The sequence below is a fragment of the Halomonas aestuarii genome (assembly GCF_001886615.1).
Lineage (GTDB): Bacteria > Pseudomonadota > Gammaproteobacteria > Pseudomonadales > Halomonadaceae > Halomonas > Halomonas aestuarii.
The window spans coordinates 286,296-309,430 of the sequence record NZ_CP018139.1 but is presented as its reverse complement, the minus strand read 5'-3'; the positions used below and the strand labels follow the sequence as shown (position 1 = coordinate 309,430).

At 70.1% G+C, this 23,135-nt stretch carries 20 protein-coding genes; 11 read left to right on the top strand and 9 right to left on the bottom strand.

Features of this window, described 5'->3' with window-relative positions; all coding sequences use genetic code 11:
- Positions 1 to 30: 30 nt before the first annotated feature.
- From BOX17_RS01400 to BOX17_RS01380, 5 genes are all read right to left on the bottom strand, one after another.
- Positions 31 to 822, bottom strand: coding sequence for a hypothetical protein (locus BOX17_RS01400; RefSeq protein ID WP_083582036.1), 792 nt, complete (start codon positions 820 to 822; stop codon positions 31 to 33).
- Positions 822 to 1,409, bottom strand: coding sequence for a Pvc16 family protein (locus BOX17_RS01395; protein ID WP_071941713.1), 588 nt, complete (start codon positions 1,407 to 1,409; stop codon positions 822 to 824). Before BOX17_RS01395 ends, BOX17_RS01400 begins: the two co-directional genes overlap by 1 nt.
- 607 nt (positions 1,410 to 2,016) lie before the next feature.
- A complete protein-coding gene (gene fhuB, locus BOX17_RS01390) occupies positions 2,017 to 4,041 on the bottom strand; it encodes a Fe(3+)-hydroxamate ABC transporter permease FhuB (protein ID WP_071941712.1) in 2,025 nt (674 codons plus the stop codon).
- Positions 4,031 to 4,912 (bottom strand): iron-siderophore ABC transporter substrate-binding protein, encoded by an 882-nt coding sequence (locus BOX17_RS01385; protein WP_244272182.1) that lies wholly within the window; start codon positions 4,910 to 4,912, stop codon positions 4,031 to 4,033. Before BOX17_RS01385 ends, fhuB begins: the two co-directional genes overlap by 11 nt.
- A gap of 29 nt (positions 4,913 to 4,941) precedes the next feature.
- Complete coding sequence (locus BOX17_RS01380) at positions 4,942 to 5,709, bottom strand: ABC transporter ATP-binding protein (protein WP_071941710.1); 768 nt, start codon at positions 5,707 to 5,709, stop codon at positions 4,942 to 4,944.
- Between the two features lie 150 nt (positions 5,710 to 5,859).
- Here BOX17_RS01380 and BOX17_RS01375 point away from each other — a divergent pair, with 150 nt between their 5' ends.
- Together BOX17_RS01375 and BOX17_RS01370 are read left to right on the top strand one after the other, a co-directional pair.
- A complete protein-coding gene (locus BOX17_RS01375; protein ID WP_071941709.1) occupies positions 5,860 to 7,662 on the top strand; it encodes an ABC transporter ATP-binding protein in 1,803 nt (600 codons plus the stop codon).
- A gap of 180 nt (positions 7,663 to 7,842) precedes the next feature.
- A complete protein-coding gene (locus BOX17_RS01370) occupies positions 7,843 to 10,011 on the top strand; it encodes a TonB-dependent siderophore receptor (protein ID WP_083582035.1) in 2,169 nt (722 codons plus the stop codon).
- Between the two features lie 104 nt (positions 10,012 to 10,115).
- Here the strand turns inward: BOX17_RS01370 and fhuF are convergent, their stop codons facing one another.
- Positions 10,116 to 10,865: a siderophore-iron reductase FhuF gene (fhuF, locus tag BOX17_RS01365; protein WP_071941708.1), complete on the bottom strand. Its 750-nt coding sequence runs from the start codon at positions 10,863 to 10,865 to the stop codon at positions 10,116 to 10,118.
- 296 nt (positions 10,866 to 11,161) lie between these two features.
- Between fhuF and BOX17_RS01360 the strand changes: the two genes are divergently transcribed.
- The 6 genes from BOX17_RS01360 to BOX17_RS01335 are packed head-to-tail and all read left to right on the top strand — an operon-like array spanning position 11,162 to position 16,205.
- Positions 11,162 to 11,944, top strand: coding sequence for a DUF3450 domain-containing protein (locus BOX17_RS01360; RefSeq protein ID WP_071941707.1), 783 nt, complete (start codon positions 11,162 to 11,164; stop codon positions 11,942 to 11,944).
- Positions 11,941 to 13,329, top strand: coding sequence for a MotA/TolQ/ExbB proton channel family protein (locus BOX17_RS01355; protein WP_071941706.1), 1,389 nt, complete (start codon positions 11,941 to 11,943; stop codon positions 13,327 to 13,329). The genes BOX17_RS01360 and BOX17_RS01355 overlap by 4 nt, the downstream gene beginning before the upstream one ends.
- Positions 13,310 to 13,867 (top strand): MotA/TolQ/ExbB proton channel family protein, encoded by a 558-nt coding sequence (locus BOX17_RS01350; RefSeq protein WP_071941705.1) that lies wholly within the window; start codon positions 13,310 to 13,312, stop codon positions 13,865 to 13,867. The genes BOX17_RS01355 and BOX17_RS01350 overlap by 20 nt, the downstream gene beginning before the upstream one ends.
- Positions 13,860 to 14,267 carry an ExbD/TolR family protein gene (locus BOX17_RS01345; protein WP_071941704.1) on the top strand — a complete coding sequence of 136 codons (408 nt, stop codon included), beginning with the start codon at positions 13,860 to 13,862 and terminating at the stop codon, positions 14,265 to 14,267. Before BOX17_RS01350 ends, BOX17_RS01345 begins: the two co-directional genes overlap by 8 nt.
- Positions 14,264 to 15,022 (top strand): energy transducer TonB, encoded by a 759-nt coding sequence (locus tag BOX17_RS01340; protein ID WP_071941703.1) that lies wholly within the window; start codon positions 14,264 to 14,266, stop codon positions 15,020 to 15,022. Before BOX17_RS01345 ends, BOX17_RS01340 begins: the two co-directional genes overlap by 4 nt.
- 4 nt (positions 15,023 to 15,026) lie before the next feature.
- Positions 15,027 to 16,205, top strand: coding sequence for an ATP-binding protein (locus BOX17_RS01335; RefSeq protein WP_125925495.1), 1,179 nt, complete (start codon positions 15,027 to 15,029; stop codon positions 16,203 to 16,205).
- Here BOX17_RS01335 and xthA read toward each other — a convergent pair.
- Both xthA and BOX17_RS01325 read right to left on the bottom strand, forming a co-directional pair.
- Entirely contained in the window at positions 16,172 to 16,999 is an 828-nt protein-coding gene (xthA, locus tag BOX17_RS01330) for an exodeoxyribonuclease III (protein ID WP_071941702.1), read from the bottom strand. The two genes, BOX17_RS01335 and xthA, sit on opposite strands and share 34 nt — an antisense overlap.
- Positions 16,999 to 17,244, bottom strand: a complete 246-nt coding sequence (locus BOX17_RS01325) for a hypothetical protein (RefSeq protein ID WP_071941701.1) — start codon at positions 17,242 to 17,244, stop codon at positions 16,999 to 17,001. The genes xthA and BOX17_RS01325 overlap by 1 nt, the downstream gene beginning before the upstream one ends.
- 168 nt (positions 17,245 to 17,412) lie before the next feature.
- On the opposite strand from BOX17_RS01325, the gene rhlB reads away from it, so the two are divergent.
- Together rhlB and dinG are read left to right on the top strand one after the other, a co-directional pair.
- Complete coding sequence (gene rhlB / locus BOX17_RS01320) at positions 17,413 to 18,687, top strand: ATP-dependent RNA helicase RhlB (protein ID WP_071941700.1); 1,275 nt, start codon at positions 17,413 to 17,415, stop codon at positions 18,685 to 18,687.
- Positions 18,688 to 18,693: 6 nt separating this feature from the next.
- Complete coding sequence (gene dinG, locus BOX17_RS01315) at positions 18,694 to 20,835, top strand: ATP-dependent DNA helicase DinG (protein ID WP_071941699.1); 2,142 nt, start codon at positions 18,694 to 18,696, stop codon at positions 20,833 to 20,835.
- A 130-nt stretch (positions 20,836 to 20,965) separates the two neighbouring features.
- Here dinG and BOX17_RS01310 read toward each other — a convergent pair whose 3' ends face one another.
- Positions 20,966 to 22,045: a 3-deoxy-7-phosphoheptulonate synthase gene (locus BOX17_RS01310; RefSeq protein ID WP_071941698.1), complete on the bottom strand. Its 1,080-nt coding sequence runs from the start codon at positions 22,043 to 22,045 to the stop codon at positions 20,966 to 20,968.
- A 305-nt stretch (positions 22,046 to 22,350) separates the two neighbouring features.
- Here BOX17_RS01310 and rpoE point away from each other — a divergent pair, with 305 nt between their 5' ends.
- Entirely contained in the window at positions 22,351 to 22,956 is a 606-nt protein-coding gene (gene rpoE / locus BOX17_RS01305) for an RNA polymerase sigma factor RpoE (protein ID WP_071941697.1), read from the top strand.
- Positions 22,957 to 23,135 lie beyond the last annotated feature (179 nt).

The window sequence follows — 23,135 nt, the reverse complement described above, 5'->3', positions numbered from 1 at the left end:
CCTTCAGCGATGCTCAGCTGGCAGCGATGGTCAGCTGGGCTGCACGGCCAAATGATCCTTGTTCGCGGATCGGATTAATCGGATCTCACCGGGTACGACAGAGAATCCGATGGGATCGGAAAAGGCACCGGCACTGGAGAGGCTCTCCAGGTCCATGGCCACCAGATCGTCGGTATTCAGCGGAGTCTGGGCGCTGGCGCTCTCCAGTGCCTCGACACCCAGGCTGATGCTGTACTCGGAAACGCCCTCCGGCAGCGGCGGCAGACGGTGCAGTGGCAGCAGCACGTCGCCGCGGTGATCCGCCTGAGCGGTATAGGTCTGGTGGCCGATGCCGGGAATGGCGACCACGGCGGTCAACAGTGCCCAGGGCACGATGCGGTCCTCGCCGGCGAATCGCAGCGTCGCGACCAGGCCACCGGCCTTGCCGAAGCGCGTCCCCTTGGGGCTGGGATACATCACCAGCCCATGGCCCGCGATCGGGACGCTGCCGGCGCCCGCCGTGATGGAAAAGGTGCGGGGGTTGTAGAAGCCGCGGCTGTCGTATGCGGTGCCGGCCAAGGTGAAACTGCCGGCATCGGCGAAGGTCCTGTCCGCTTCGCTGGCGGGACCGTCGATGATCTTCGCTGCCGACCGCCGCCAGAGCGCGGTCCTGCCTGGCACCTGGCGAATCTGCAGGTCGCGGGGTTTGCTGCTCAGGTCGAACTGGACGGGGTGGGGGAGCCTCAGCATCTGGTCCGGCTCCTCCGCCGTGCTGCCGTCCAGCCAGTACAGGATGTCGCTGGCGTGCGTGATGTGGGTGTCGAGTATCTTGAGGGCACTCATCAGATGCGCCCTGCCGGCAACACGCGGGTGACCACGTCGGGTCCTTCGGTGCGCTGTGGATTCAGCCGCAGGCGAACGGTCTTGGCGATATAGGCCATGGTGCTGGTATAGGGGGATTCGAACACGTCCCAGAGGCGCATCAGGTCCTCGGTGGTAATGTCCACCGGCGTGATGTTGAGGATCTCCGCCTGCCCCCAGTCGTCATCGACGTCCTGCACATGGGAAATATCCAGCTGGCTATGATTGGCCAGTTCCACCATGGCCCAACTCATCAGATCCGCCTCGACCGTGGCACTGTTGGCGTTGGCGATCAGGAGGAAGTGCAGGTTGACGGGCAGTTCGGGGCGGGGGGCGCTGTTATCGGTGCCCTGGGAGTTGAAGAAGCGCGAACGGCCATGGTCGTCGATGGTGATGCGATGCAGGTAGATGCCGAGCAGGTTGCCGGTCAGCCGATTGGCGATGTCGTTGCTGCCCAGCAGGCTGACCCGGGCATTGGTCGGCCCGCCGCTCAGTTCCTCCGGCAGCTGCGCCTTGAAGAAGGCCTCCAGCGCATTCAGGGCGCCCTGTACCCCCTTGTACGAAGCCATTCAACCTCCTGTCGGGACGGCATCATCCTGTTGTCGTTCCCAAGTCCCCGGGCAGGCCCGCGCCGTCTCCTTTCGATGCCTCGCGTCGCGATTGTCGCATCGCAAGGGCTTTCCTTTTTCCTGGAAGAGATGGTGTAGGCGGATTAATATTAAGTACTATCTAATGTAAAGTTCGAGCCGGAAATCGGGCAGGAATAATTATCAATCATCGTCAATATCTGGCGGGAAAATGGACAATACGCCCCCGCTGACAGGCTGGGGGCGCCAAGACCACACCATCCCTGATCCGCCACGTGGCTCCTGCCTCTGCATCCATCAATGACGGGTTTGATTTCAGGTATAGCCCCCGACGAGTTGCAGGGCAAAAAATGCTTAGATCAAATCATTAAATTTATAGATTGGGGTATTACGATTTACATCCTTGTAGATCGCTGAGGGCCGAACTTTGCAGGGTGATGTCTGGCGGGGCCATCGCAGCCGCGAGTCGAGTCGCTGGCCGAGTCGCTGAGAACCCTCGCCGGCGAGCGGCTGACACGGCCCGTCCAGCACCTCGACAGGGTCGCGCCCCGGTGAGGTGTGGTGCTGTTGCGTCGATGAGTCGACGGCCTCAGCGTGTTGCGGGCGCTGCCTGCAGCCCCCACATGAAGTAGGCGCCGCCGAGCAGCGTGGCCACCAGGCCGGCGGGGATCTCCTCGGGGAACAGCAGCTGGCGACCCAGCCCGTCGGCGAGCACCATCAGCAGGGCGCCGGTGAGCGCCGCCCCGACAAGGTGCGACCGGGCCCGGGCGAAGCCCATCAGTCGCGCCATGTGCGGGGCCAGCAGGCCGACGAAGGAGAGCGGCCCCACTACCAGGGTGGCCCCGGCGGTGAGCATCGCCATCATCAGCAACAGCGCCAGCCGCGCACGCGCCAGGGGCAGGCCCAGGGCCGTGGCGGTGGCGCCACCGAGCGGCAGGATCTCCAGCCAGCGGGCCAGCGGTGCGGCGACCAGGGCCAGCAGCAGGGCCGCGGCGGCCACCAATAGCGCGCTGGTCGGGTCGACGTAGTAGGTGGAACCCGACAGCCAGGCGATGACCTGTTGGCCGCGGGGGTCGCCGCCGGCCAGCACCACGCCCTTGATCGCCTCGAACATCGCGGTGATGGCCACCCCAGTCAGCAGCAGCCGTTCCGGCTGGAAGCCGCTGCCGCGGTTGAGGCCTACCAGCACCGCCAGGCTGGCGAGCGCCCCCAGGGTGCCGGCGGCCACCAGGGTCAGGTTGCCGGGGGCGGGCAGCAGGAAGATGGCGCCCATCAAGGCGATGGCGCTGCCACCGCTGATGCCCAGCACCTCCGGGCTGGCCATGGGGTTGGCGGTCAGGCGCTGGATCAGGGTGCCGGCGATGGCGAGCATGACCCCGCAGCCGGCGGCGGCCAGCGCCCGGGGCGCGCGCCACTGCAGCCGCGTCCAGTCGCCGGGCGCGGCCCACTGCCAGCCGTCGGCGCCCTGGCCGACCAGCACCGCGACCACGCCCACGCCCAGCAGGGCGATGGCGAGCCCGCCGGCCAGCCGCCCGGGAGCCGGATGACGCCGACCGGGCGCGCGAGCCTCGCGGGGGGGCGTCTCGCCGGCGAGGCGCAGCCGCGGGATCAGCCACAGCAGCAGGGGCGCGCCCAGGGCGGCGGTGGTGGCGCCGGTGGGGATCAGGGTCGGCAGCTGGCCCGAGACGCGCTGCAGCAGCAGGTCGGTGGCCGCCATCAGCAGGGCGCCGAGCAGCGTCGACCAGGCGAGGCGAGCGCCCAGGCGCCGCGCGCCGGCCAGGCGCACGATATTCGGCGCGGCCAGGCCGATGAAGCCGATGATCCCCACCACGCTGACCACGCAGCCGGTGAGAAAGACCGCGAGCCCCAGGCCGGCGAGGCGCAGGTGCCTGAGCGAGACGCCGAGGCTCCTGGCCCCGGCCTCGTCGAGGGCGAGGACCGCCAGGGGGCGCAGCAGCAGCCCGGCGAGCAGGCCGCCGATCGCCAGGCGCGGCGCCAGGAAGGCGACGTCCTGCCAGCCGTTCTGGGAAAGCGACCCGGCCCCCCAGATCAGCAGCCCCTTGAGCTCCTCCTGATGGAAGAGCAGCAGCACCATGGAGAGCGCCCCGAAGTAAAGGTTGACCACCAGGCCGCCGAGCACCACCACCACCGGCGCCAGGCCGCGTCGCCAGGCCAGGGCGAAGACCAGGGCCATGGCCAGGCCGCCGCCGGCCAGCGCCACCCACTCCCGCCCCAGCCCCAGCAGGCCCGGGGCCATCAGCGAGGCGGCCATCAGCGCCAGGTTGGCGCCGCTGGCCACGCCCAGGGTGGTGGGCGCCGCGAGGGGATTGCGCAGTACCTGCTGCATCAGCACCCCGGCGAGCGCCAGTCCGCCCCCGGCGAGCAGGGCCATGGCGAGGCGCGGCCACCAGGTGTAGTGCAGCACCAGGCGCGAGGGAGTATCGCTTGGCGCCTCGGGAGTGAGCAGTGCAGCCAGGCCTTCCCCCAGGCCGGGGCCGTCGAGCAGGTGGCCTAGGCCGAGGATCAGCACGCCAAGGGCGAGCGGCAGGCAGAGCGCCCCCGGGGTCAGCCGGGGGCGACACGGTCGGCGGGCGGCGGGGGCGTCAGGCGGCATCGTCGGGCTCCAGGGCGCTCACCAGCCGGTCGGCGAAACGCGTGGCCGCAGGCAGGGCGCCGAAGCTCCAGATCGGCGGCAGCACGATGGGGGCGCCGCGGCTCACCTCGACCAGGTGGCCCCAGAGGCCGGCGTCGTCCAGGCGCTCGCGAACCCCCGCGGGGTAGGGCTCCACCACCACCAGGCGGGCGTCGAGGCCGGCCAGTGCCTCGATGCCCACCAGCGAGAAGCCCCAGGCGTTGGTGGGTCCGCGCCAGGCGTTGTCGAGCCCCAGGTGATCGAGCACCGCCTGGAAGAGCCCGTTGTCGCCGAAGACCCGCACGTGGCGGCGGTCCATGAACTGCACGACCAGCAGCGGCGGGGGGCTGTCATCGAGTCGCCGGCGCAGGGCATCGAGCCGGGCCTCGGTCTCCTCGATCAGCCGCGACGCCGCCTCGGGACGCTCGACCAGGCGGCCGAGCGAGCGGGTCAGCTCGCGCATCTCCTCCCAGGTGTCGCGCCCGGGGCTGTAGAGAGGCAGGGACACGACCGGGGCGATGCGCGCGAGGCGCGGTGTCAGGTTGGCGAACATCGGCGAGATCAGGATACGCTCCGGCGCCAGGCTCGCGAGCCGCTCGAGGTTGGGCTGGCTGCGCAGCCCCAGGTTCAGGGTCCGGGCAGGCAGGGCGGGTTTGCCCACCCAGGCATGGTAGGCCTCGACCTGGGCGACCGCGACCGGCGGCGTGCCGAGCGCGACCAGCGTCTCGGCCAGGGTCCAGTCGAGGGTGGCGAGGCGCGGTGTGTCGGCCGGGGCCGCGGCGGCGACCAGCGCGGCAAGCAGGCCGGCGAGCCATGTCAGGGCGCGTCGAGGGCGGGGCGATCCGGGAAACACGGCGAGCTCCATGGTCAGGGGCAGCGTGGCTAGTGGGCGATGGCGACGCGGTGCCCGCCACGGGGGTGGGCCATGACGTGCATGGGGATGCCGTAGATGGCCTTCAGGGTGTCGCCGTTCATCATCTCCTCGGGCGTGCCCTGGGCCAGCAGGCGGCCGCCGTGCAGGGCCACCAGGCGGTCGCAGTAGCGCGACGCCATGTTGATGTCGTGGAGCACGATGATCACGCCGAGGCCAAGCTCCCGGCACAGGCGGCGGGTGAGGGTCAGCACCTCCACCTGGTGGGCGACGTCCAGCGCCGCCAGGGGCTCGTCGAGGAGCAGGAAGCCGCTGCCCTGGGCGAGCAGCATGGCCAGCCAGACCCGCTGGCGCTCGCCGCCGGAGAGGGTGTCCACCTGGCGGTCGGCGAACGGCTCGGTGTGGGTCAGCGCCATGGCGCGGTCGATGGCCGCCTCGTCGCCGCGGCCGTGCCGGCCCAGCAGGCCGCGCCAGGGATAGCGGCCGAATCCGACCAGCTCGCGGCCGGTGAGGTTGTCGGCGGCGGGCAGGTGCTGGGGCAGGTAGGCGACCCGACGGGCGAAGGCGCGATGGCCCCAGTGCCTCAGCGGCGTGCCGTCCAGCCTGAGCTCGCCCCGGCTGGTGGCCTGCTGGCGGGCCAGCAGCTTGAGCAGGGTCGACTTCCCCGAGCCGTTGTGGCCGATCAGGCCGTGGACCCGGCCTTCCGCGAAGGCGAGGTCGAGGGGATGCAGCAGGCATTGGCCGTTGACCTCGAAGGAGGCGGCACGCGTTTCGATCATGGAAGGCTCCGCTCGCGGATGGCCGCCACCCAGGGACGGTACGTTGCGATGCAAAGCGTAAAGTAAACGAGAATCCTTATCAATGAGGTCGGTTGGTCCGGCGGCGTGCATGCCGTAGGCTGTGGCCTCCCTCCCCAAGGAAACGTCCCGATGTCGTCCACCGCTTCCAGCTTTCAGGCCCTGGGGCGCCTCCTGCGCTATGCCCGGGGCTACCGGCGTCGCATCATCGCCGCCAGCGTCTGCTCGATCCTCAACAAGCTCTTCGATATCGCCCCGGAGATCCTGATCGGCGTGGCCATCGACGTGGTGGTCAACCAGGAGGAGAGCTTCGTCGCCGGGCTGGGCTTCACCACCGCCGAACAGCAGATCCTGGTACTGGGGGCGTTGACCTTCTTCATCTGGGCCGGCGAGTCGCTGTTCGAGTACCTGTTCCAGATCCTCTGGCGCAACCTGGCCCAGCGCCTTCAGGCCGACCTTCGCCAGGACGCCTACGAGCATGCCCAGCGGCTGGACATGGGCTTCTTCGAGTCGCGAAGCTCGGGGCAGCTGGTGGCGACCATGAACGATGACGTCAACCAGCTCGAGCGCTTCCTCGACGGCGGGGCCAACGCCATGATCCAGGTCGCCGTCACCGTGGTGGCGGTGGGCGCGGTATTCGTCGTGCTGTCGCCGCTGATCGCCCTGCTGGCCTTCACCCCGATCCCGCTGATCATCTGGGGGGCCTTCTACTTCCAGCGCCGGGCCGGGCCGCTGTATGCAGATGTCCGCGAGCGGGTCGGCGACCTGTCCAGCCGGCTGGCGAACAACCTGGCGGGGATCGCCACCATCAAGAGCTTCACCGCCGAGGCCCGCGAGGCCGAGCGCCTCAAGGCCGCCAGCGAGGCCTACGTGGCGGCCAACCGGCGGGCGATTCGCCTGAGCTCCGCCTTCATCCCGGTGATCCGCATGGCGATCCTCGCCGGCTTCCTGGCGACCTTCACCGTGGGCGGCATGATGGCGCTCAAGGGCGAGCTCAACGTGGGCGCCTACGGCGTGCTGGTGTTCCTCACCCAGCGCCTGCTGTGGCCGCTCACCGGCCTGGCCCAGGTGATCGACCTCTTCGAGCGGGCCATGGCGAGCACCCGGCGCATCCTCGACCTGCTGGCCACGCCCATTCGGGTGCGCGACGAGGCGACCGAGGCGCTGGCCGCGCCGGTGCGCGGCGCGGTGGCCTTCGAGTCGGTGAGCTTTCAGTACGACGAGGGGGACGCCGGCGTCCACGGCATCAATCTGGCGGTGCCGGCGGGGCATACCCTGGCACTGGTCGGGGCCACCGGCTCCGGCAAGTCGACGCTGATCAAGCTGCTGCTGCGCTTCCATGATCCGGCCGCGGGACGGGTGCTGATCGACGACCAGCCGATCCGTGCGGTCTCCCTAGCCTCGCTGCGCGGGGCCATCGGCCTGGTCAGCCAGGACGTCTACCTGTTCGAGGGCTCGGTGCGCGACAACATCGCCTATGGCAGGCCGGAGGCGGAGGAGGGCGATATCATCGAGGCGGCCCGCACCGCCGAGGCCTGGGCGTTCATCCAGGCGCTGCCCCAGGGGCTCGATACCGCGGTGGGCGAGCGCGGCGTGCGCCTCTCCGGCGGCCAGCGCCAGCGCCTGTCTCTGGCCCGGGCGCTGCTCAAGGACCCGCCGATCCTGGTGCTCGACGAGGCCACCAGCGCCGTGGACAACGAGACCGAGGCGGCGATCCAGCGCTCGCTGGCGCGCATCGGCCACGGCCGCACCGTGATCATGATCGCCCACCGGCTCTCGACCATCGTGCATGCCGACGCCATCGCCGTCATCGAGGCCGGCCGGGTGGTCGAATGGGGCACCCACGCCGAACTGCTCGCGCGGGACGGTCGCTACGCTGCCCAGTGGCGGGTGCAGACCGGCGAACAGGAAACGGAGGTCCCGGCCCCGGGCTGACGCAAGGCGCAACACGTTCACCGAGGCAGCGGCCCCAGGGTCGCCGCCACAGGGTCGATCGGTCGGCAGGATGGCCCAATACGCTACCAGCACGAATAAGTTCCCCTGTGGGTTGTTGATAATAATGAGAGTCATTATCATGCGCGTTCACGTGCATAAGACCCAGAGGCTTGCTTTCCCATGTTCCCATCCGCTCCCCGCCGCGTCGGCGTCGACCCCCTCGCCCAGGCCGTGCGCCGCGCGCTCGGCCTGGCCACCCTCGGCAGCCTCGTGCTGGGCTCGCCCGCCCTGCAGGCGCAGGAAGATGCGTCCGCCGAGCGGCTCGAGACGGTCACCGTCGAGGCCGAGGCGCTGTCGCTCGTTACCGAGGGTGGCGACGACTATCGGGTGCCGCAGACCAGCACCGCGACCAGGCTCGACCTGACGCCCCGCGAGACCCCGCAGTCCGTCTCCACGGTGACCCGCGCCCAGATCGAGGACTTCAAGCTCGACACCCTCAATGACGTGCTGGAGACCACGCCGGGCGTGACGGTGGAGCGCGTCGAGACGGACCGTACCTACTACTCATCCCGTGGCTTCGAGATCTCCAACGTGCAGGTCGACGGCCTGCGCCTGCCCATGCCCTACAACAATGTGCATGGCGACATCGATACCGCCGTCCATGACCGGGTCGAGGTGGTGCGCGGCGCCACCGGCCTGATGTCCGGCTCGGGCAACCCGGCGGCCACCGTCAACTTCATCCGCAAGCGGCCCACCGCGACGCCCCAGGCGTCCGTCACGGGGAGCCTGGGCGGCGATGACCATCGTCGCCTGGCGCTGGACGTCTCCGGCCCCCTGGATGACGAGGGGCGGGTGCGCGGCCGCCTGGTGGCGGCGGGGCAGGACAGCGATTCCTACCTGGATCGGCTGCACCGCGAGCGGGGCGTGCTCTACGGCGTGCTGGAGGCCGATCTGACCGACAGCACCCAGCTGGCGCTGGGCCATACCTGGCAGCAGAACGATACCGACAGCAACATGTGGGGGGCGCTGCCGCTCTACGACTCGGCCGGCAACCCCACCGACTATGACCGCTCGACGTCGTCGGCACCCGACTGGTCCTACTGGAACGGCGAGACCCAGCGCAGCTTCGTCGAGCTGACCCAGCGGCTCTCCGACGACTGGTCGCTCAGGGGCACGGTGACCCATCTGGACATGGTTTCCGATACCCAGCTGTTCTACATCGGCACCGTGCCGGATGCCGACACGGGGCGGATTCCCAACAGCTTCTATCTGAGCAAGTATGACCGGCATCTGGAGCAGTGGGTGGCGGACCTGCATGCCAAGGGGGATGTCGAAGCGTTCGGGCGCTCCCATCAGATGGTGCTGGGCTCGGACTGGAGCCAGAGTCGGAATCAGCAGAGCTCCCTCTACGCGCCCGCGCCGGAGGACCTGCCGCCCCTGGACGAGTGGGACGGCGACTATCCGGAGCCCGACTTCGGCGACCCCGACTTCGTCAACGACGCCACCATCAAGGAGCGCAGCCTCTACGGCACCGGCAAGCTGGACCTGGCCGATCGCTGGACGGCCGTGGTCGGCGCGCGGATGAGCTGGCTGGATACCGTGGGCGAGCAGTACGGCAGCTCGCAGGACACCACCCTCGACAACGAGCTGACGCCCTATGCCGGACTGATCTATGACCTCACCGACCGGGCCTCGCTCTACGCCAGCTATACCGAGATCTTCACTGCGCAGACCGAAATGGACCGCAGTGGCCAGTATCTCGATCCCATCGAGGGGGTCAGCTATGAGCTGGGGCTCAAGGCGGATGCCTTCGACGGGGGCGCCGATGCGACCCTGGCCGTGTTCCGCACCGAGCAGAACAATGTCGCCCAGCCGAATGGCTCGGTGAACGGGCGCGAGGCCTACAAGGCGGTCGACGGCATCACCAGCGAGGGCGTGGAGGTGACCCTGGCCGGAGAGCTGGCCCCGGGCTGGCAGGCGAGCGCCGGCTACACCTATCTGGAGGTCGAGGACGCCGAGGGTGAGGCCACCAATACCTATATTCCCCGTCACCTGGTGCGCGCGACCACCAGCTACCGGCCGGCCGCCCTGGCCGCGCTGAAGGTCGGCGCCCGACTGCGCTGGCAGGACGACATCGAGCGGGATCGTGACGTCGCCGATGGCAAGACCCGCCAGGAGGCCTATGCGCTGGTCGACCTGATGGCGAGCTACGACTTCAGCGACAGCCTGACCGGCTCGCTGAACCTCAACAACGTCACCGACGAGACGTACCTGACCAGCCTGAAGTGGGATCAGGGCTTCTACGGCGCCACACGTCACGTGATGGCCAACCTGACCTGGCGCTACTGAGTCGCGAGGGCTCTCCTCGGTGGCCACAGGTCCCTTCGGGCGTGGGAAGGGGCCCTTCGTGAATGCCGCCACGATCCCCCGCTGGCAGCTCCAGGCCGGTGGCCTCAGCCGGTCGCCCTGGCGGCGCGGGCACCGCGCCGGCACGCCAGCGGGCAGTTGGCGCAGTAGCCGAGCTCGTCGATCAGGTAGCGGATGCAGCACAGTCGGCGGATGCGGGAGGGCGCCTCCGCCGTCTCGGGTGTGACATGGCGTACCGGCCGGTAGAGGGGGTTGCGGCGGCCGTCGGGGAGGGTGCGGCGCTCGATCAGCGCCAGGGCGGGCTCGTTCACGTCCGGCCCGGCCATGGGATGGTCTGCCAGGGCGTTGACGAAGTACTCGACGTAGTTGCCGGCATTGCTCCAGAACACCCTGGGCGAGGCGCCGGTGGCCGCGGCCAGAGCCTCGACCAGCGGCGTCAGGTGATTGTCGAGCAGGGTGGTGAAACGCGAGTCGGAATCGAGCCGGGCCAGGGGCTTGCCGGCATGGGGCAAGACCAGCCCGGTGGTCTGCCCCTCCTCGGACTGCACGAGGTGCAGCGTGTCCAGCCCCAGCGGCAGGTCGCGCTCGAGCAGCAGGTTGGCCGCCAGGCCATGGCCCGTCAGGGTGCTGAAGTGCCCCTTCGACCAGAGCGAGGCCACCGCCCGGCGATCGCCGTGGCCATACCGGGTGCCGAAGCGCTCGAACAGCGCGTCCAGGTAGTCGGGGTCGAGCAGTCTGCCGGCGGGCAGGGCATCGGGGCCGGGCGTTGAGGCGACCCTTGGCGGCGTCAGCCCCTCCAGGGGGCCGATATAGAGCGTCGACAGCGCTTGCGTCATGGGGCCTCCACCGGGGGACGTCGAGGTCGGATGATAGATAAAATGATAATCGTTATCAAATGATGTGCTGGGGTTGGCGTGCCTGACGTCGGGGAGGGGGGGCGATGGGCGAGGGAGCTGGCAATGAGCGATGTCCAAACGGAACGCGGGGAAGCGTATCCTGACCACTCCCTGGTGCGGTATCCCCCGGATCCGGCAGGGGGGCGGGAGCACGTCTCGGATTGTATTGATAAGCATTACCATCTGTGTCACTGTCTCGATCCGTTCGAGATCACCATCGGAGAGTCGCCTTGAGGATGTTTCGCTTCCATGCCGTGCTCGTCGCGCTCGTCACCCTGTGCGGTGCCGGCTATGCCCAGGCCCAGGAGTCGCTGGTCGACCGATCGGCCGAGGCGCAGCGCCGCCAGGCCGAGCTGCAGACGCGTATCGACGCCGCGGATGACGAGACGCGCCGCCTGATCGGCGACTTGCGTCAGGCCCGCGCCGAGGCGCAACGGGTCGAGGCCTACAACGCCGAGCTCGAGCGTGTGGTGGCGCGCCAGGCGGAGGCACTGGCCCGTCGCGAGCGCGCCCTGGAGGGCGCCGCGACGCTTCATGAAGAGCTGCCGCCCCTGCTGCGTGGGATGGTCGAGCGCCTCGATCACTGGATCGAGGCCGACCTGCCGTTCCTGCGCGACGAGCGCCGCGCCCGGGTCGCGAGCCTGGAGCGCGTGCTTTCCGATCCCGCGCTGTCCCCCGCCGAACGCCTGGATCGCGTGCTCGCCGCCTGGCGCGGCGAACTCGCCTATGGCCGCGAGCTGGACGCCTGGCGCGGCCTGCTGGACGGCGAACGGGAGGTGGACTTCCTGCGCCTGGGCCGGGTCGGCTTCTACTACCTGACCCCGAACGGCCATGAGGGCGGCGTATGGAAGGTCGAGGAGCAGGCCTGGCAGCCGCTCGACAAGGCCGCTCGCCGGAGTCTCGCGGACGGACTTCGCATCGCGCGCGAGCAGCGGGCCCCCGAGCTGCTGACGCTGCCGGTCTCCCAGACCATCTCCCGACCAGAGACGACGCGCGAGCGCGGGGGAGACGCCTCATGACGCTGTCACGATACGCGGTCCGCCTGCTGCTGTGCGGGGCCCTGATGCTGCCGGCGGCGCTGCTCCAGGCCGAGGACGACACACCCGTTCAGCAGGACACCCCGGCCTCCTTTGCCGAGGCGCGCCAGGCTGAGCTTGAGCGGGACAGGGCGCGTCTCGCCGCGCTGGTCGATGATCGCGACGCCCTGCGCCGTGCCGTCGACGAGGCCCACGAACGCCGCGACGCGGCGGCCCAGCGGCGCCAGTCCCTCGAGGCACGGCGCGACGAGCAGCAGGCGCGCCGTGAGGCGCTGACGGCCCGTCAGCAGGCGCAGGGCGACGACCTCTCGGCGCTCACGCCGGTGCTGGAGCGCCATGTCGGCGAGCTGCGCGACGCCCTCGGCCAGAGCTGGCTTACCCTCGGCGGGGCCGAACTGCCCGCCCGAGGCGATACTGACACGCTGCCCGACCTCGCGCGGATCGCATCGCTGGCCGATGCGCTGATGGCCCTCACCCGGGAGACCGGTCGCATCGAGCGGCTGACGTTGCCGGTGGCCTCGGTCGATGGCCACGTCGCCCCCCGGGAGGTGCTGCGCTTGGGGGATCTCGCCATGATCGGCGACGGCCGTTGGCTGCGGCGGGTGTCGCCCGAGCTGCCGCCGGCCGCGATGGCCGCGACGCCCGACGATGCCGGCGAGACCCTGGCGGCCTTCGCGAGAGGCGAGGGCGATCGGGTCACCCTCGACCCCACCGGGGGCGCGCTGCTCGAGGCGCTGACCCAGCGCCCCGACCTGCTGGCGCGCTTCCACCAGGGCGGCGCCGTGGGCTACGTGGTGGTGGCCCTCGGCGGAGTCGGGCTCCTGATCGCGCTGGGCCAGTACGGCTACCTGATGCGCGTGACCGTGCGCCTGCGTCGCCAGCTCCGGGACGACGCGAACCTGCGTGACGACAATCCGCTGGGCCGGGTGCTGGCCAAGGTGCAGACGCTGCGCCAGGGGCTGGTGCCCGAAGCGCTGGAGGCGCGCCTCGACGAGGCCCTGCTCGCCGAACTGCCGCGGCTCGAGAGGGGGCAGGCGCTGGTCAAGCTGCTGGCGGCCGTGGCGCCGCTGCTGGGGCTTCTCGGCACCGTGACCGGCATGATCGGCACCTTCCAGTCGATCACGGTGTTCGGCACCGGCGACCCGCAGCTGATGGCCGGCGGTATCAGCCAGGCGCTGGTCACCACGGTGCTGGGCCTGATCACCGCGGTGCCGCTGATGCTCGCCCACACCGCGCTCGCCAGCCGCAGCCGCTGGCTCTCCGGGTTGATCGAGGGGCGGGCCAGCGCCGAGCTGGCCGAGCACCTCGATGCCCTGCCGGCTTCCGCCCCGCGCCGCGAGTCGCGCCATGCCGCTTCCCTGGCCTGAGTTCCTGGTGAGCGCCGCCGCGCCGCTCGCCTGGCTGGCCCAGGCCGGCGGGCCGGTGCTGGTGGCCATCGGCGCGGTGGCCATGCTGCTCTTCTCGCTGGCCCTGGAGCGCTGGTGCTACTTTCGCTTCGTCTGGCGCCGCCAGCGCCAGGCCCTGGTGGCACGCTGGGTGCGGCGCGACGAGCATGCCAGCTGGAGCGCGCTGACGCTGCGCGAGGTCTGGACCCAGGAGCTGATCGCCCGGCTGAGTCGCCCGCTGCCCTGGCTCCGGCTGCTGGTGGCGCTCTGTCCGCTGCTCGGCCTGCTGGGCACGGTGACCGGGATGATCACCGTCTTCGAGGGCCTGGCCGCCAGCGAGACCAGCCAGGCCCGCGCCATGGCCGACGGCGTCGCCCGGGCCACGCTGCCCACCCTCGCCGGCATGGCGGTGGCGGTGGCCGGCCTGCTCTTCACCACCCGTCTCGAACACATCATCCGGCGCGAGGACCAGCGGCTGCACGACCGCATGGCCCGCGCCGTGGAGGAGCCCGATGCGTAGGCGTCGCCTGAGTGCCGACAGCGGCGAGACCAGCGAGGTCAACCTGACCCCCATGCTGGACGTGGTCTTCATCATGCTGATCTTCTTCATCGTCACCACCAGCTTCGTCAAGGAGAGCGGGGTGGAGATCGAGCGTCCCCAGTCCAGTGCCGCGACGCCGCGGCCCGAGGCTCAGGTGATGGTGGCCCTGACCGCCGAGGGTGCGGTGTGGGTCGACGGCGCGCCGGTGGACGCGCATCGCGTCGGCGAGGCCGTGGCGCCGCTGATGAGCGAGCAGGGGGGCGTGGTCATCCAGGCCGACCGGGCCTCCACCACCGGCCTGCTGGTCGAGGTGATGGATCGCCTGCGCGAGGCGGGCGTCGAGCAGATCGCGGTGGCGGCCTCCCGGGAGGGGCCGTGATTCGCTGGCCCCTGGCGTCACTGGCCGGGGCGTCCCTGGCGCTGCTGCTCTTCTGGGGGCTGGCGCTGCTGGTGGCGCCCCCCGAGGCGGACGTCGAGGTGCGCGAGACGGCGGTGACGATGCGCCTGGTCGCTGCCGCCGAGCAGCCGACGCAAGCGCCCGCAGCGCCGTCGGTCGCGCACGTCCCCAGCGCGCCGCCCGCGCCACGGCCGGTGCCGCCCAGCCCACCCGCGCCCGCGCCGTTACCGGGCAGTGCGCTGTCGCTGCCCGAGGCGACGCTGCCCGAGCCGCCACCGCCGCAGCCCGAGGAGGTCGCCGAACTGGACACCGCGCTGCCCGAGCTGACAGAGGCAGCGCCGGACCCCGAGCCGGCTCCGTCGCCCGAATCGGCGAGTCCCCCGGCGACGCCCGAGGCCGCCGCGACGCCGAGGCCCGCCGCCTCGGGGCAGGGCGCGCCGCGCGCCGACGGCCAGGCCCGCCAGACGGTGCAGGACGTGGGGCAGGCGACGCCGACCCGGCGCGTGCCGCCGAGCTACCCGCGGCGCGCCCAGCGTCGCGGCCTCGAGGGACACGTGGTGGTGGAGTTCCTGATCCGCCCCGACGGCCGGGTAAAGGCCTGCTCGGTCCGGGTGGTCGAGGCCCGGCCGCGGCGTGTCTTCGACGAGGCGGCCACCCGGGCCGTGGCCGACTGGCGCTTCGAGGCCGACGTTCGCCTGCGACGAGCCCGCCAGCGACTCGAGTTTCAGCTGAGGTGAGCCCATGTCGCATATGTTGATTCGATATCGCCCGATCTCGCGTCGCCTGCTGACCGGTCTCTCGGCCTTGCTGCTGCTGTCCTGTGCCCCGGTGCAGGCCCAGCCGGCTCTGCCCGGGGGCTTCATCCGCGACCTCCAGGGACTCGAGGCCCGGCTGCATGGCGCGTCCGCCGAGGGGCAGGTCGACATTCAACACCAGGCCCGCCGCCAGGCCGAGCGCCTGGCGGGGGGTAACACCTCCGACCGCTGGGCCCGTGCCCTCTATCTGCAGCTGGCGGCCGGTGCCGCGGCGTGTCGGGGCGAGCACGCGCCAGCCGCCGCGTGGCTGGACGCCGCGGCAGGAAGCGACGTGGCCCCGGCGGCCTGGCGACAGGCGCGGCTAAGGGAGGCGGCCCTCCAGTACCGCGCCGCGGGGCGAACATCGCTCGCCGCGGCGCGCCTCGCCCGCTGGCTGGAGGAGGCGTCGGTGCCGCCCATCGACGAGCACTGGCGGCTGATCGGCTGGCTGGGCGAGCTCGAGCGCTGGGAGGCGGCCGCCAGGCGCCTCGAGGCGCTGGATGAAGCGCCGCAGGACGCGGATCGCCGGGCCCTGGCGATCACGGTCTATCGGCAGGCGGGGCGCGACGGCCAGGCCCTGACGCTGCTGCGCGAGCGGTTGGGGCGCGAGGCCGGACCGAGGCAATGGCGGCAGGCCGCGGCGCTGGCCCAGCGCCTCGGCGACCCGGGGCTCGCCGCGGCGATCTGGGAGGCTGGCTGGCAGCGAGGCCTCCTGTCGGGCGAGGAGGACCTGCGGCGCCTGGTCCGATTGCACCTGGCCGGCGGGACCCCGGCACGGGCGGCCGAGCACCTGGCGCGCGGGATCGAGGACGGCGTGCTGACGGGCGATGTGAGTCATCGGCGACTCCTGGCCACGGCCTGGGAGGCGGCGCGCGATCACGGCCGGGCGCTGTCGGCCTGGGAGGACGTGGCGCGCCAGAGCGGCCGGGCGGCCGACTGGTTGCGCCTGGGCCAGCTTGCCCACGGCTGGGGGGAGGCGGCGCTGGCCCGGCGGGCGCTGAGGCGGGCCCGCGCGCTGGGCGCCGAGGAGGCCGAGGCGTGGCTCGCCTCGCTTCCCGGTGAAGGAGGGGAGGGCGCCGGGACGGGTGCCGATCAGAGCGAGAGGTCGGTCCAGACCGGCGCGTGATCGGAGGGTTTCTCCATGGCGCGCAGGTCATAGTCGATGCCTGCATCCTGGACGCACTCGGCGAGCGATGCGCTCACCAGGATATGGTCGATGCGCAGCCCCCGCTTCGGCTCGCGGTCGAAGCCGCGCGACCGGTAGTCGAACCAGCTGAAGCGGTCGTCCACCTCGGGATAGCGCAGGCGATAGCTGTCGCTCAGGCCCCAGGCCTTGATGCCGTCCAGCCACTCGCGCTCCACGGGCTGGAAGCTGGTCTTGCCCTCGCGCAGCCAGCGCCTGCGATTGGCCTCGCCGATGCCGATGTCGATGTCCTCGGGGGAGATGTTGAAGTCGCCCATCACCGCCAGGCGCTCGTCGGCGCGGTGCTGTGTCTCCAGCAGGTGCTGGAGCTGGGCGTAGAAGGCCCGCTTGTGAGGAAACTTCACCGGGTGCTCGACGTTCTCTCCCTGGGGGAAGTAGCCGTTCCACACCGTGATCGGCTCGCCACCGGCCGGACTCAGCCGCACGCCGATCATGCGGCGCTGGGCCTCTTCGACGTCGTCGGGGAAGCCGTGGAACACCGCCTCCGGCTCGCCGCACTGGGCGGTGTCGACCATCAGGGCCACCCCGTAGTGGCCCTTCTGGCCGTGGTAGTAGACCTGGTAGCCCATGGCCTCCACGGCCTCCACGGGAAACTCGCTGTCCTGGACCTTGGTCTCCTGCAGGCCGATCACCGCCGGGCGATGCGCCGCGATCAGCGCCTCCAGCTGGTGCAGGCGTGCACGGATGCCGTTGATGTTGAAGGAGACGAGGCGCATCAGTCGCGCTCCCCCTCGCCGGTGTCCTCCCGCTCGGGATGGATGGCGATCGGCTGCCCCGCCTCCTGACGGGCCTGCTTGCGGGCCGCCTGCAGCTTGCGCTGCTGGCGCTTCTTCTGGGAGAAGCGGGTCGACGAGGTCACCTGGTCCGGATTCTCGTGCCGCCACTTCTTGAAATCCTTGCGCTTGCCGGTGCGGATCTGCACCTTGTCGGCCAGCGAACGGGTCTTCTTTCGGCGTGTCATGGTGCCACTCCTGCTTGTAAGGGCGCTATTCTAGCAGCCGAGGCCCGCCTGCCGACAGCGATGGACCGCCACCTGGCGTCCGGGGCGCGCCCTCGTCGCCGGAGGCTGTTACAATGCCGGTTTGCGTCATGCACCTCATCCACCGATACGGACAAGACAGCACAGCCTATGAGCGAGTCGGAACAGACCACAGCACCGGCCCAGAACCGCAAGCCCAAGCGTCGCCGGCGCAAGCCGCGTCGCCGCCAGTCGAACTGGGATCTGCGCCAGTTCCAGGTCCCCGCCGTGGCGGGCAAGTGGCGCTTCCATGACTTCGATCTGCCGCTGCCGTTGATGCGGGCGATCCATGCACTCGGGTTCGAATACTGCACGCCGATCCAGGCCGAGGCCCTGGCCCAGACCCTGCTGGGCGGCGACGTCGTCGGCAAGGCCCAGACGGGGACCGGCAAGACCGCGGCCTTCCTCATCTCGATCCTGGCCTACTTCCTCGAGGAGGAGGCGCCCAACGCCCAGAAGCCGGGGGCACCGCGGGCGCTGATCGTGGCCCCGACCCGCGAGCTGGCACTGCAGATCGAGAAGGACGCCAAGGCGCTCGCCCGCTTCACCGACCTCAAGGTGGCAAGCGTGGTGGGGGGCATGGACTACCAGAAGCAGCGCGAGGCGCTCGGTGACAAGCTCGACATCCTCGTCGCCACCCCGGGACGACTGCTGGACTTCCACGAGAAGCGCGACGTCGACCTGACCCAGGTGGAAGTGCTGGTGCTCGACGAGGCCGACCGCATGCTGTCGATGGGCTTCATTCCCGACGTCAAGCGCATCATCCGCCACACGCCGAACAAGGAGCAGCGCCAGACCTTCCTGTTCTCGGCGACCTTCAGCGAGGACATCCTCAACCTCGCCAGCCAGTGGACCCATGAGCCGGCCCACGTGGAGATCGCGGTCACCGTCGAGAATGCCGCCGACATCGACCAGCGCGTCTACCTGGTCAGCGACGAGGACAAGCAGCGCCTGCTGGTCAACCTGCTCAAGCAGGAGAGCTTCGATCGGGTGATGGTGTTCGGCAATCGCCGGGACCTGGTACGCAAGCTCGATGACCTGCTCGAGAAGGCCGGCATCAACGCCGCCATGCTGTCCGGTGACGTTCCCCAGAACCAGCGCATCGAGACCCTCGAGAAGTTCCGCGACGGGCAGATCCAGGTGCTGGTGGCGACCGACGTGGCGGGTCGCGGCATCCACATCGAGGACGTCAGCCACGTGATCAACTACACCCTGCCGGAAGATCCCGAGGACTACGTCCATCGCATCGGGCGTACCGGTCGCGCCGGCGCCAAGGGCGTGTCGATCAGCTTCGTCGGCGAGGAGGACGCCTTCTCCCTGCCGGAGATCGAGCGCTACATCAACGACAAGCTGCCGTGCGAGCACCCCCCCGAAGGGCTGCTCTGACGGCCCATGCTTGACGAAGCGCTGAAGGGCGAGATCCAGGAGGCCTATCGCCGGGTGCTCGAGGGCCTTGACCTCACCCCGCGCTACGGGCAGCGGCTGATGATCGCCGAGATCGCCCGCACCCTGGCGGGCATCGAGGCCGATGACGCCGGCCGGCGGACCAGCGACGAGCATGTCTGCGTGCTGGAGGCCGGCACGGGCACCGGCAAGACGCTCGCCTACCTGCTCGCGGCCCTGCCGGTGGCGAAGGCCCGCGGCAAGCGCCTGGTCATCGCCACCGCCACCGTGGCCCTGCAGGAGCAGGTGCTCCATCAGGACCTGCCGTCGCTGAAGGCCCACAGCGGGCTGGCCTTCGACTATGCCCTGGCCAAGGGGCGGGGCCGCTATGTCTGCGTGGCGCGCCTCGACCAGGCCCTGGACGGCGCCGAGGAGAACCCCACGCTGTCTCTCTTCGAGCAGTCCCTGGCCAGCGGCGGGGATGACTTCCAGGCCCTGGTGAAGGAGCTGGGCGAGGCCTACGGCAACGGTCGCTGGGAGGGGGATCGCGACAGCTGGCCCGAGGCCATCGACGACAGCCACTGGCGCCGCCTCACCGTGGACCATCGCCAGTGCACCAATCGTCGCTGCGGCCACTTCGGGGCCTGCGCCTTCTTCCGCGCCCGCCGTCACCTCGACAGCGCCGACGTCATCGTCGCCAACCACGACCTGGTGCTGGCGGATCTGGCCCTGGGGGGCGGCGTGGTGCTGCCGGACCCGGCGGACTGCATCCACGTCTTCGACGAGGGGCATCACCTGCCCGACAAGGCCCTGCAGCACTTCACCCATCGCTTCGCCATCGGCGGGGCGCTGCGCTGGCTGCGCACCCTGAAATCCTCCCTCACCGAGCTCAACCAGGCGCTGGCCGTGCAGCCGACCCTGGCCCGCCTGCTGGCCGGGTTGCCGGAGGCGATCAATGCCCTGGAACCACGGCTCGGCGAGGCGTTCGCGCTGGGGCACCAGCTCGCCGGCCGCCCCCAGGGACTGGCCGAAGGCGAGGATAGCCGTCACCACCGCTTCGAGATGGGGCGTGCGCCGGATTCTCTGCGGGAACAGGCCGATGCCCTGCTGGTGATCTTCGCCGAGCTCGCGCGCACCCTGGAGAGCATGGGCGATATCCTCCGCGAGAGCCTCGACCCGGACAAGCATACCGGCCTGCCGCGGGAGCAGGCCGAGGCCTGGCTGCCGCTGGTGGCGCTGCTGCACGGTCGGGCGCTGGAGGGCCATGCCCTGTGGCAGTCCTTCGCCGAGACGGACCCCGATGGCGAGCCGCCCCGGGCCCGTTGGCTGACTCTGGAACGCTTCGGCGGCGAGCCCGAGTTGACCTTCTCGGCGAGCCCGGTCTCCGCCGCGCACACCCTGGCCCGCAACCTCTGGGGCCGCACCCATGGGGCCGTGGTCACCTCGGCGACCCTCACGGCGCTGGGCCGCTTCGAACGCCTGCAGGAGCGGGCGGGGCTGGCCAATCGCTACCGCTACCAGCGCCTGCCGAGCCCCTTCGACTACTCCCGGGCCGTGCTCAGCGTGCCCCGCGAGGCGGTCGACCCCGCCGATCGGGAAGGGCATGAGCGCGCCATCGTCGACTTCGTCGAGGCCCTCGGCGAGCAGGAGGCGGTGCTGATGCTCTTCTCGTCACGGGCCCAGCTGCGCGGGGTGGAGAAGGCGCTGTCGAAGGGGCGCCGCGAGCGAGTGCTCGCCCAGGACCGGTTGCCCAAGCGTGAGCTGATCACGCGGCACCGGGCCCGGGTGGATGCCGGGAAGGGCAGTATCATCTTCGGCCTGGCGAGCTTCGCCGAGGGCATCGACCTGCCCGGGGACTACCTGACCCATGTGGTCATCACCCGGCTGCCCTTCTCGGTGCCGGACGATCCGGTGGGCGCGACGCTGGCCGAATGGATCGAGAGCCGGGGCGGCAATCCCTTCATGCGGATCAGCGTGCCCGATGCCTCGATCAAGCTGGTGCAGGCCTGCGGCCGGCTGATCCGCAAGGAGGCCGACGAGGGCCGCATCACGCTGCTCGACCGGCGGGTACTGACCCGTCGCTATGGCCGCGCCCTGCTCGATGCCCTGCCACCCTTCGTCCGCGAGATCGACGGGGTCCGTGACGCCTAGGGCGACTGGCGCCGCGCAGGAGAGGGCTGCGGCATGGCCCCCGGCGGGACTCCAGGCAGCCGGAAGTGCACGCCATAGAAGAGGCCCGCCTGGAGGCGGGCCCTTTGATGGCTGGTAAAAAGGCGGGGCGTCAGGCGGCCTGGCGGCGCTTGTCCAGCACCGGGGCGAGCTTCTCGTTCATGCGCTTGAAGGCCTCGACGGTGGTGTCCCAGTCGATGCAGGCGTCGGTGATCGACACCCCGTACTCGAGCTGGCCGGGATCCTCGGTCATCTTCTGGTTGCCCCAGCCGATGTTGGATTCCACCATCAGCCCGATGATCGAGTGGTTGCCCTCGAGGATCTGGTTGGTGACGTTCTCCAGCACCAGTGGCTGAAGGGCCGCGTCCTTGTTGGAGTTGGCGTGGGAGCAGTCGATCATGATGTTGGGCTTCAGGCCGGCCTGCGTCAGCTCCTGCTCGGCGAGGGCCACGCTGACGCTGTCGTAGTTGGGCTTGCCGTTGCCGCCGCGCAGGACCACGTGGCCATAGGCGTTGCCCCGCGTGCGGATGATTGCCACCTGGCCGGCCTGGTCGATGCCCAGGAAGTTGTGCGGATGAGAGACCGACTGGAGGGCGTTGACCGCGACATCGAGGCTGCCGTCGGTGCCGTTCTTGAAGCCCACCGGGCCGGAGAGGCCGGAGGCCATCTCGCGGTGTGTCTGGGACTCGGTGGTGCGGGCGCCGATGGCCGACCAGCTGATGCAGTCCTGCAGGTACTGGGGCGAGATCGGGTCCAGTGCCTCGGTGGCCAGGGGCAGGCCCATCTCGGCGAGCTCGACCAGCAGCTGGCGGGCGATGTGCAGCCCCTCCTCGATCTCGAAGGAGCCGTTGAGGTGGGGGTCGTTGATCAGTCCCTTCCAGCCCACGGTGGTACGGGGCTTCTCGAAGTAGACGCGCATCACGATGTAGAGGCTGTCCTGGACCTCGTCGGCCAGGCGGCGCAGGCGACGGGCGTAGTCCAGGGCCGCATCCACGTCATGGATGGAGCAGGGGCCCACCACCATCAGCAGGCGCGGGTCGCGGCCGTCGAGGATGGCCTGGATCGTCTCGCGTCCCTCGATCACCGTCCGCTCCGCGGCCTCGGTCAGGGGGACTTCCCGTTTCAGGGCCTCGGGGGTGATCAGGACGTCCTGGGCGAGGACGTTGAGGTTGTTGACCTGCTGCTCTGACATGGTGCTTCCTGTGTCGTGTCTGCGCTGATGGCGAAATTCTTTGGCTTCTACTATCGCGCGCGGGGCCAGCAAATTCAATCGCCGTGGAACCCTCGGGACGGCTGGCGGTCACATCGCCGGCCTCGCGGCGAGTCGAGCGGCTTGATGGACGTGCCAGAAACAGGAACACTTGTACTCCTAAAGATTCATGATCCTGACCATTCAGCGGCTTCAGGCCCCAGGTTGACACTATGCAAGCGACACCAGATCGTTCGCGACCCGACGCCGGGTCGTCACCCACGCCTTTCCGTCCAGGGAGGGCCTGAATGGGCACCCGGGAAACCGACCAGCAACTCGTCGAGCGCGCCCAGAAGGGGGACAATCGCGCCTTCGACCTCCTGGTGAAGAAGTACCAGCACAAGATCATCGGCCTGATCGGTCGTTACGTGCACGACCACGCCGAGGTGCAGGACGTGGCGCAGGAGGCCTTCATCAAGGCCTACCGGGCACTGGGGAAGTTTCGCGCCGAAAGCGCGTTCTACACCTGGATGTACCGCATCGCCATCAACACCGCCAAGAACTACCTGGTGTCCAAGGGGCGCCGGCCGCCGGGGAGCGACCTCGACATCGTCGATGCCGAGATCGTCGATCACAGCGGACGGCTGGCCGATTCCGAGACGCCCGAGGCGGCCATGGCGCGGGACCAACTGGAGGCCGCCATCTTCGAAGCGATCGAGGCCCTGCCCGACGACCTGCGCACGGCGATCACCCTGCGCGAGCTCGACGGGCTCTCCTACGAGGACATCGCGGCCATCATGCAGTGTCCCGTGGGCACCGTCCGCTCGCGGATCTTCCGGGCCCGCGAGGCCGTGGACCAGCATATCCGGCCGCTGGTCACCACGTCGCGCAACCAGGAGTCGGTGGTCGAATGAGCCGGCCAAGACGAGAAACTGCATGTTTTTTGACGATTTGCTGAACTGTCCGGCATCTGTGACGTCATATGCGGTGACCGGCCCGCCACCCGCGGGCGAGAACATGCCGACATGGCCAGGGCGACACGCGCCGATGTCGGGAACAACAGGCTGTCAGAAGACCCGTCTCGGGTCGCCTT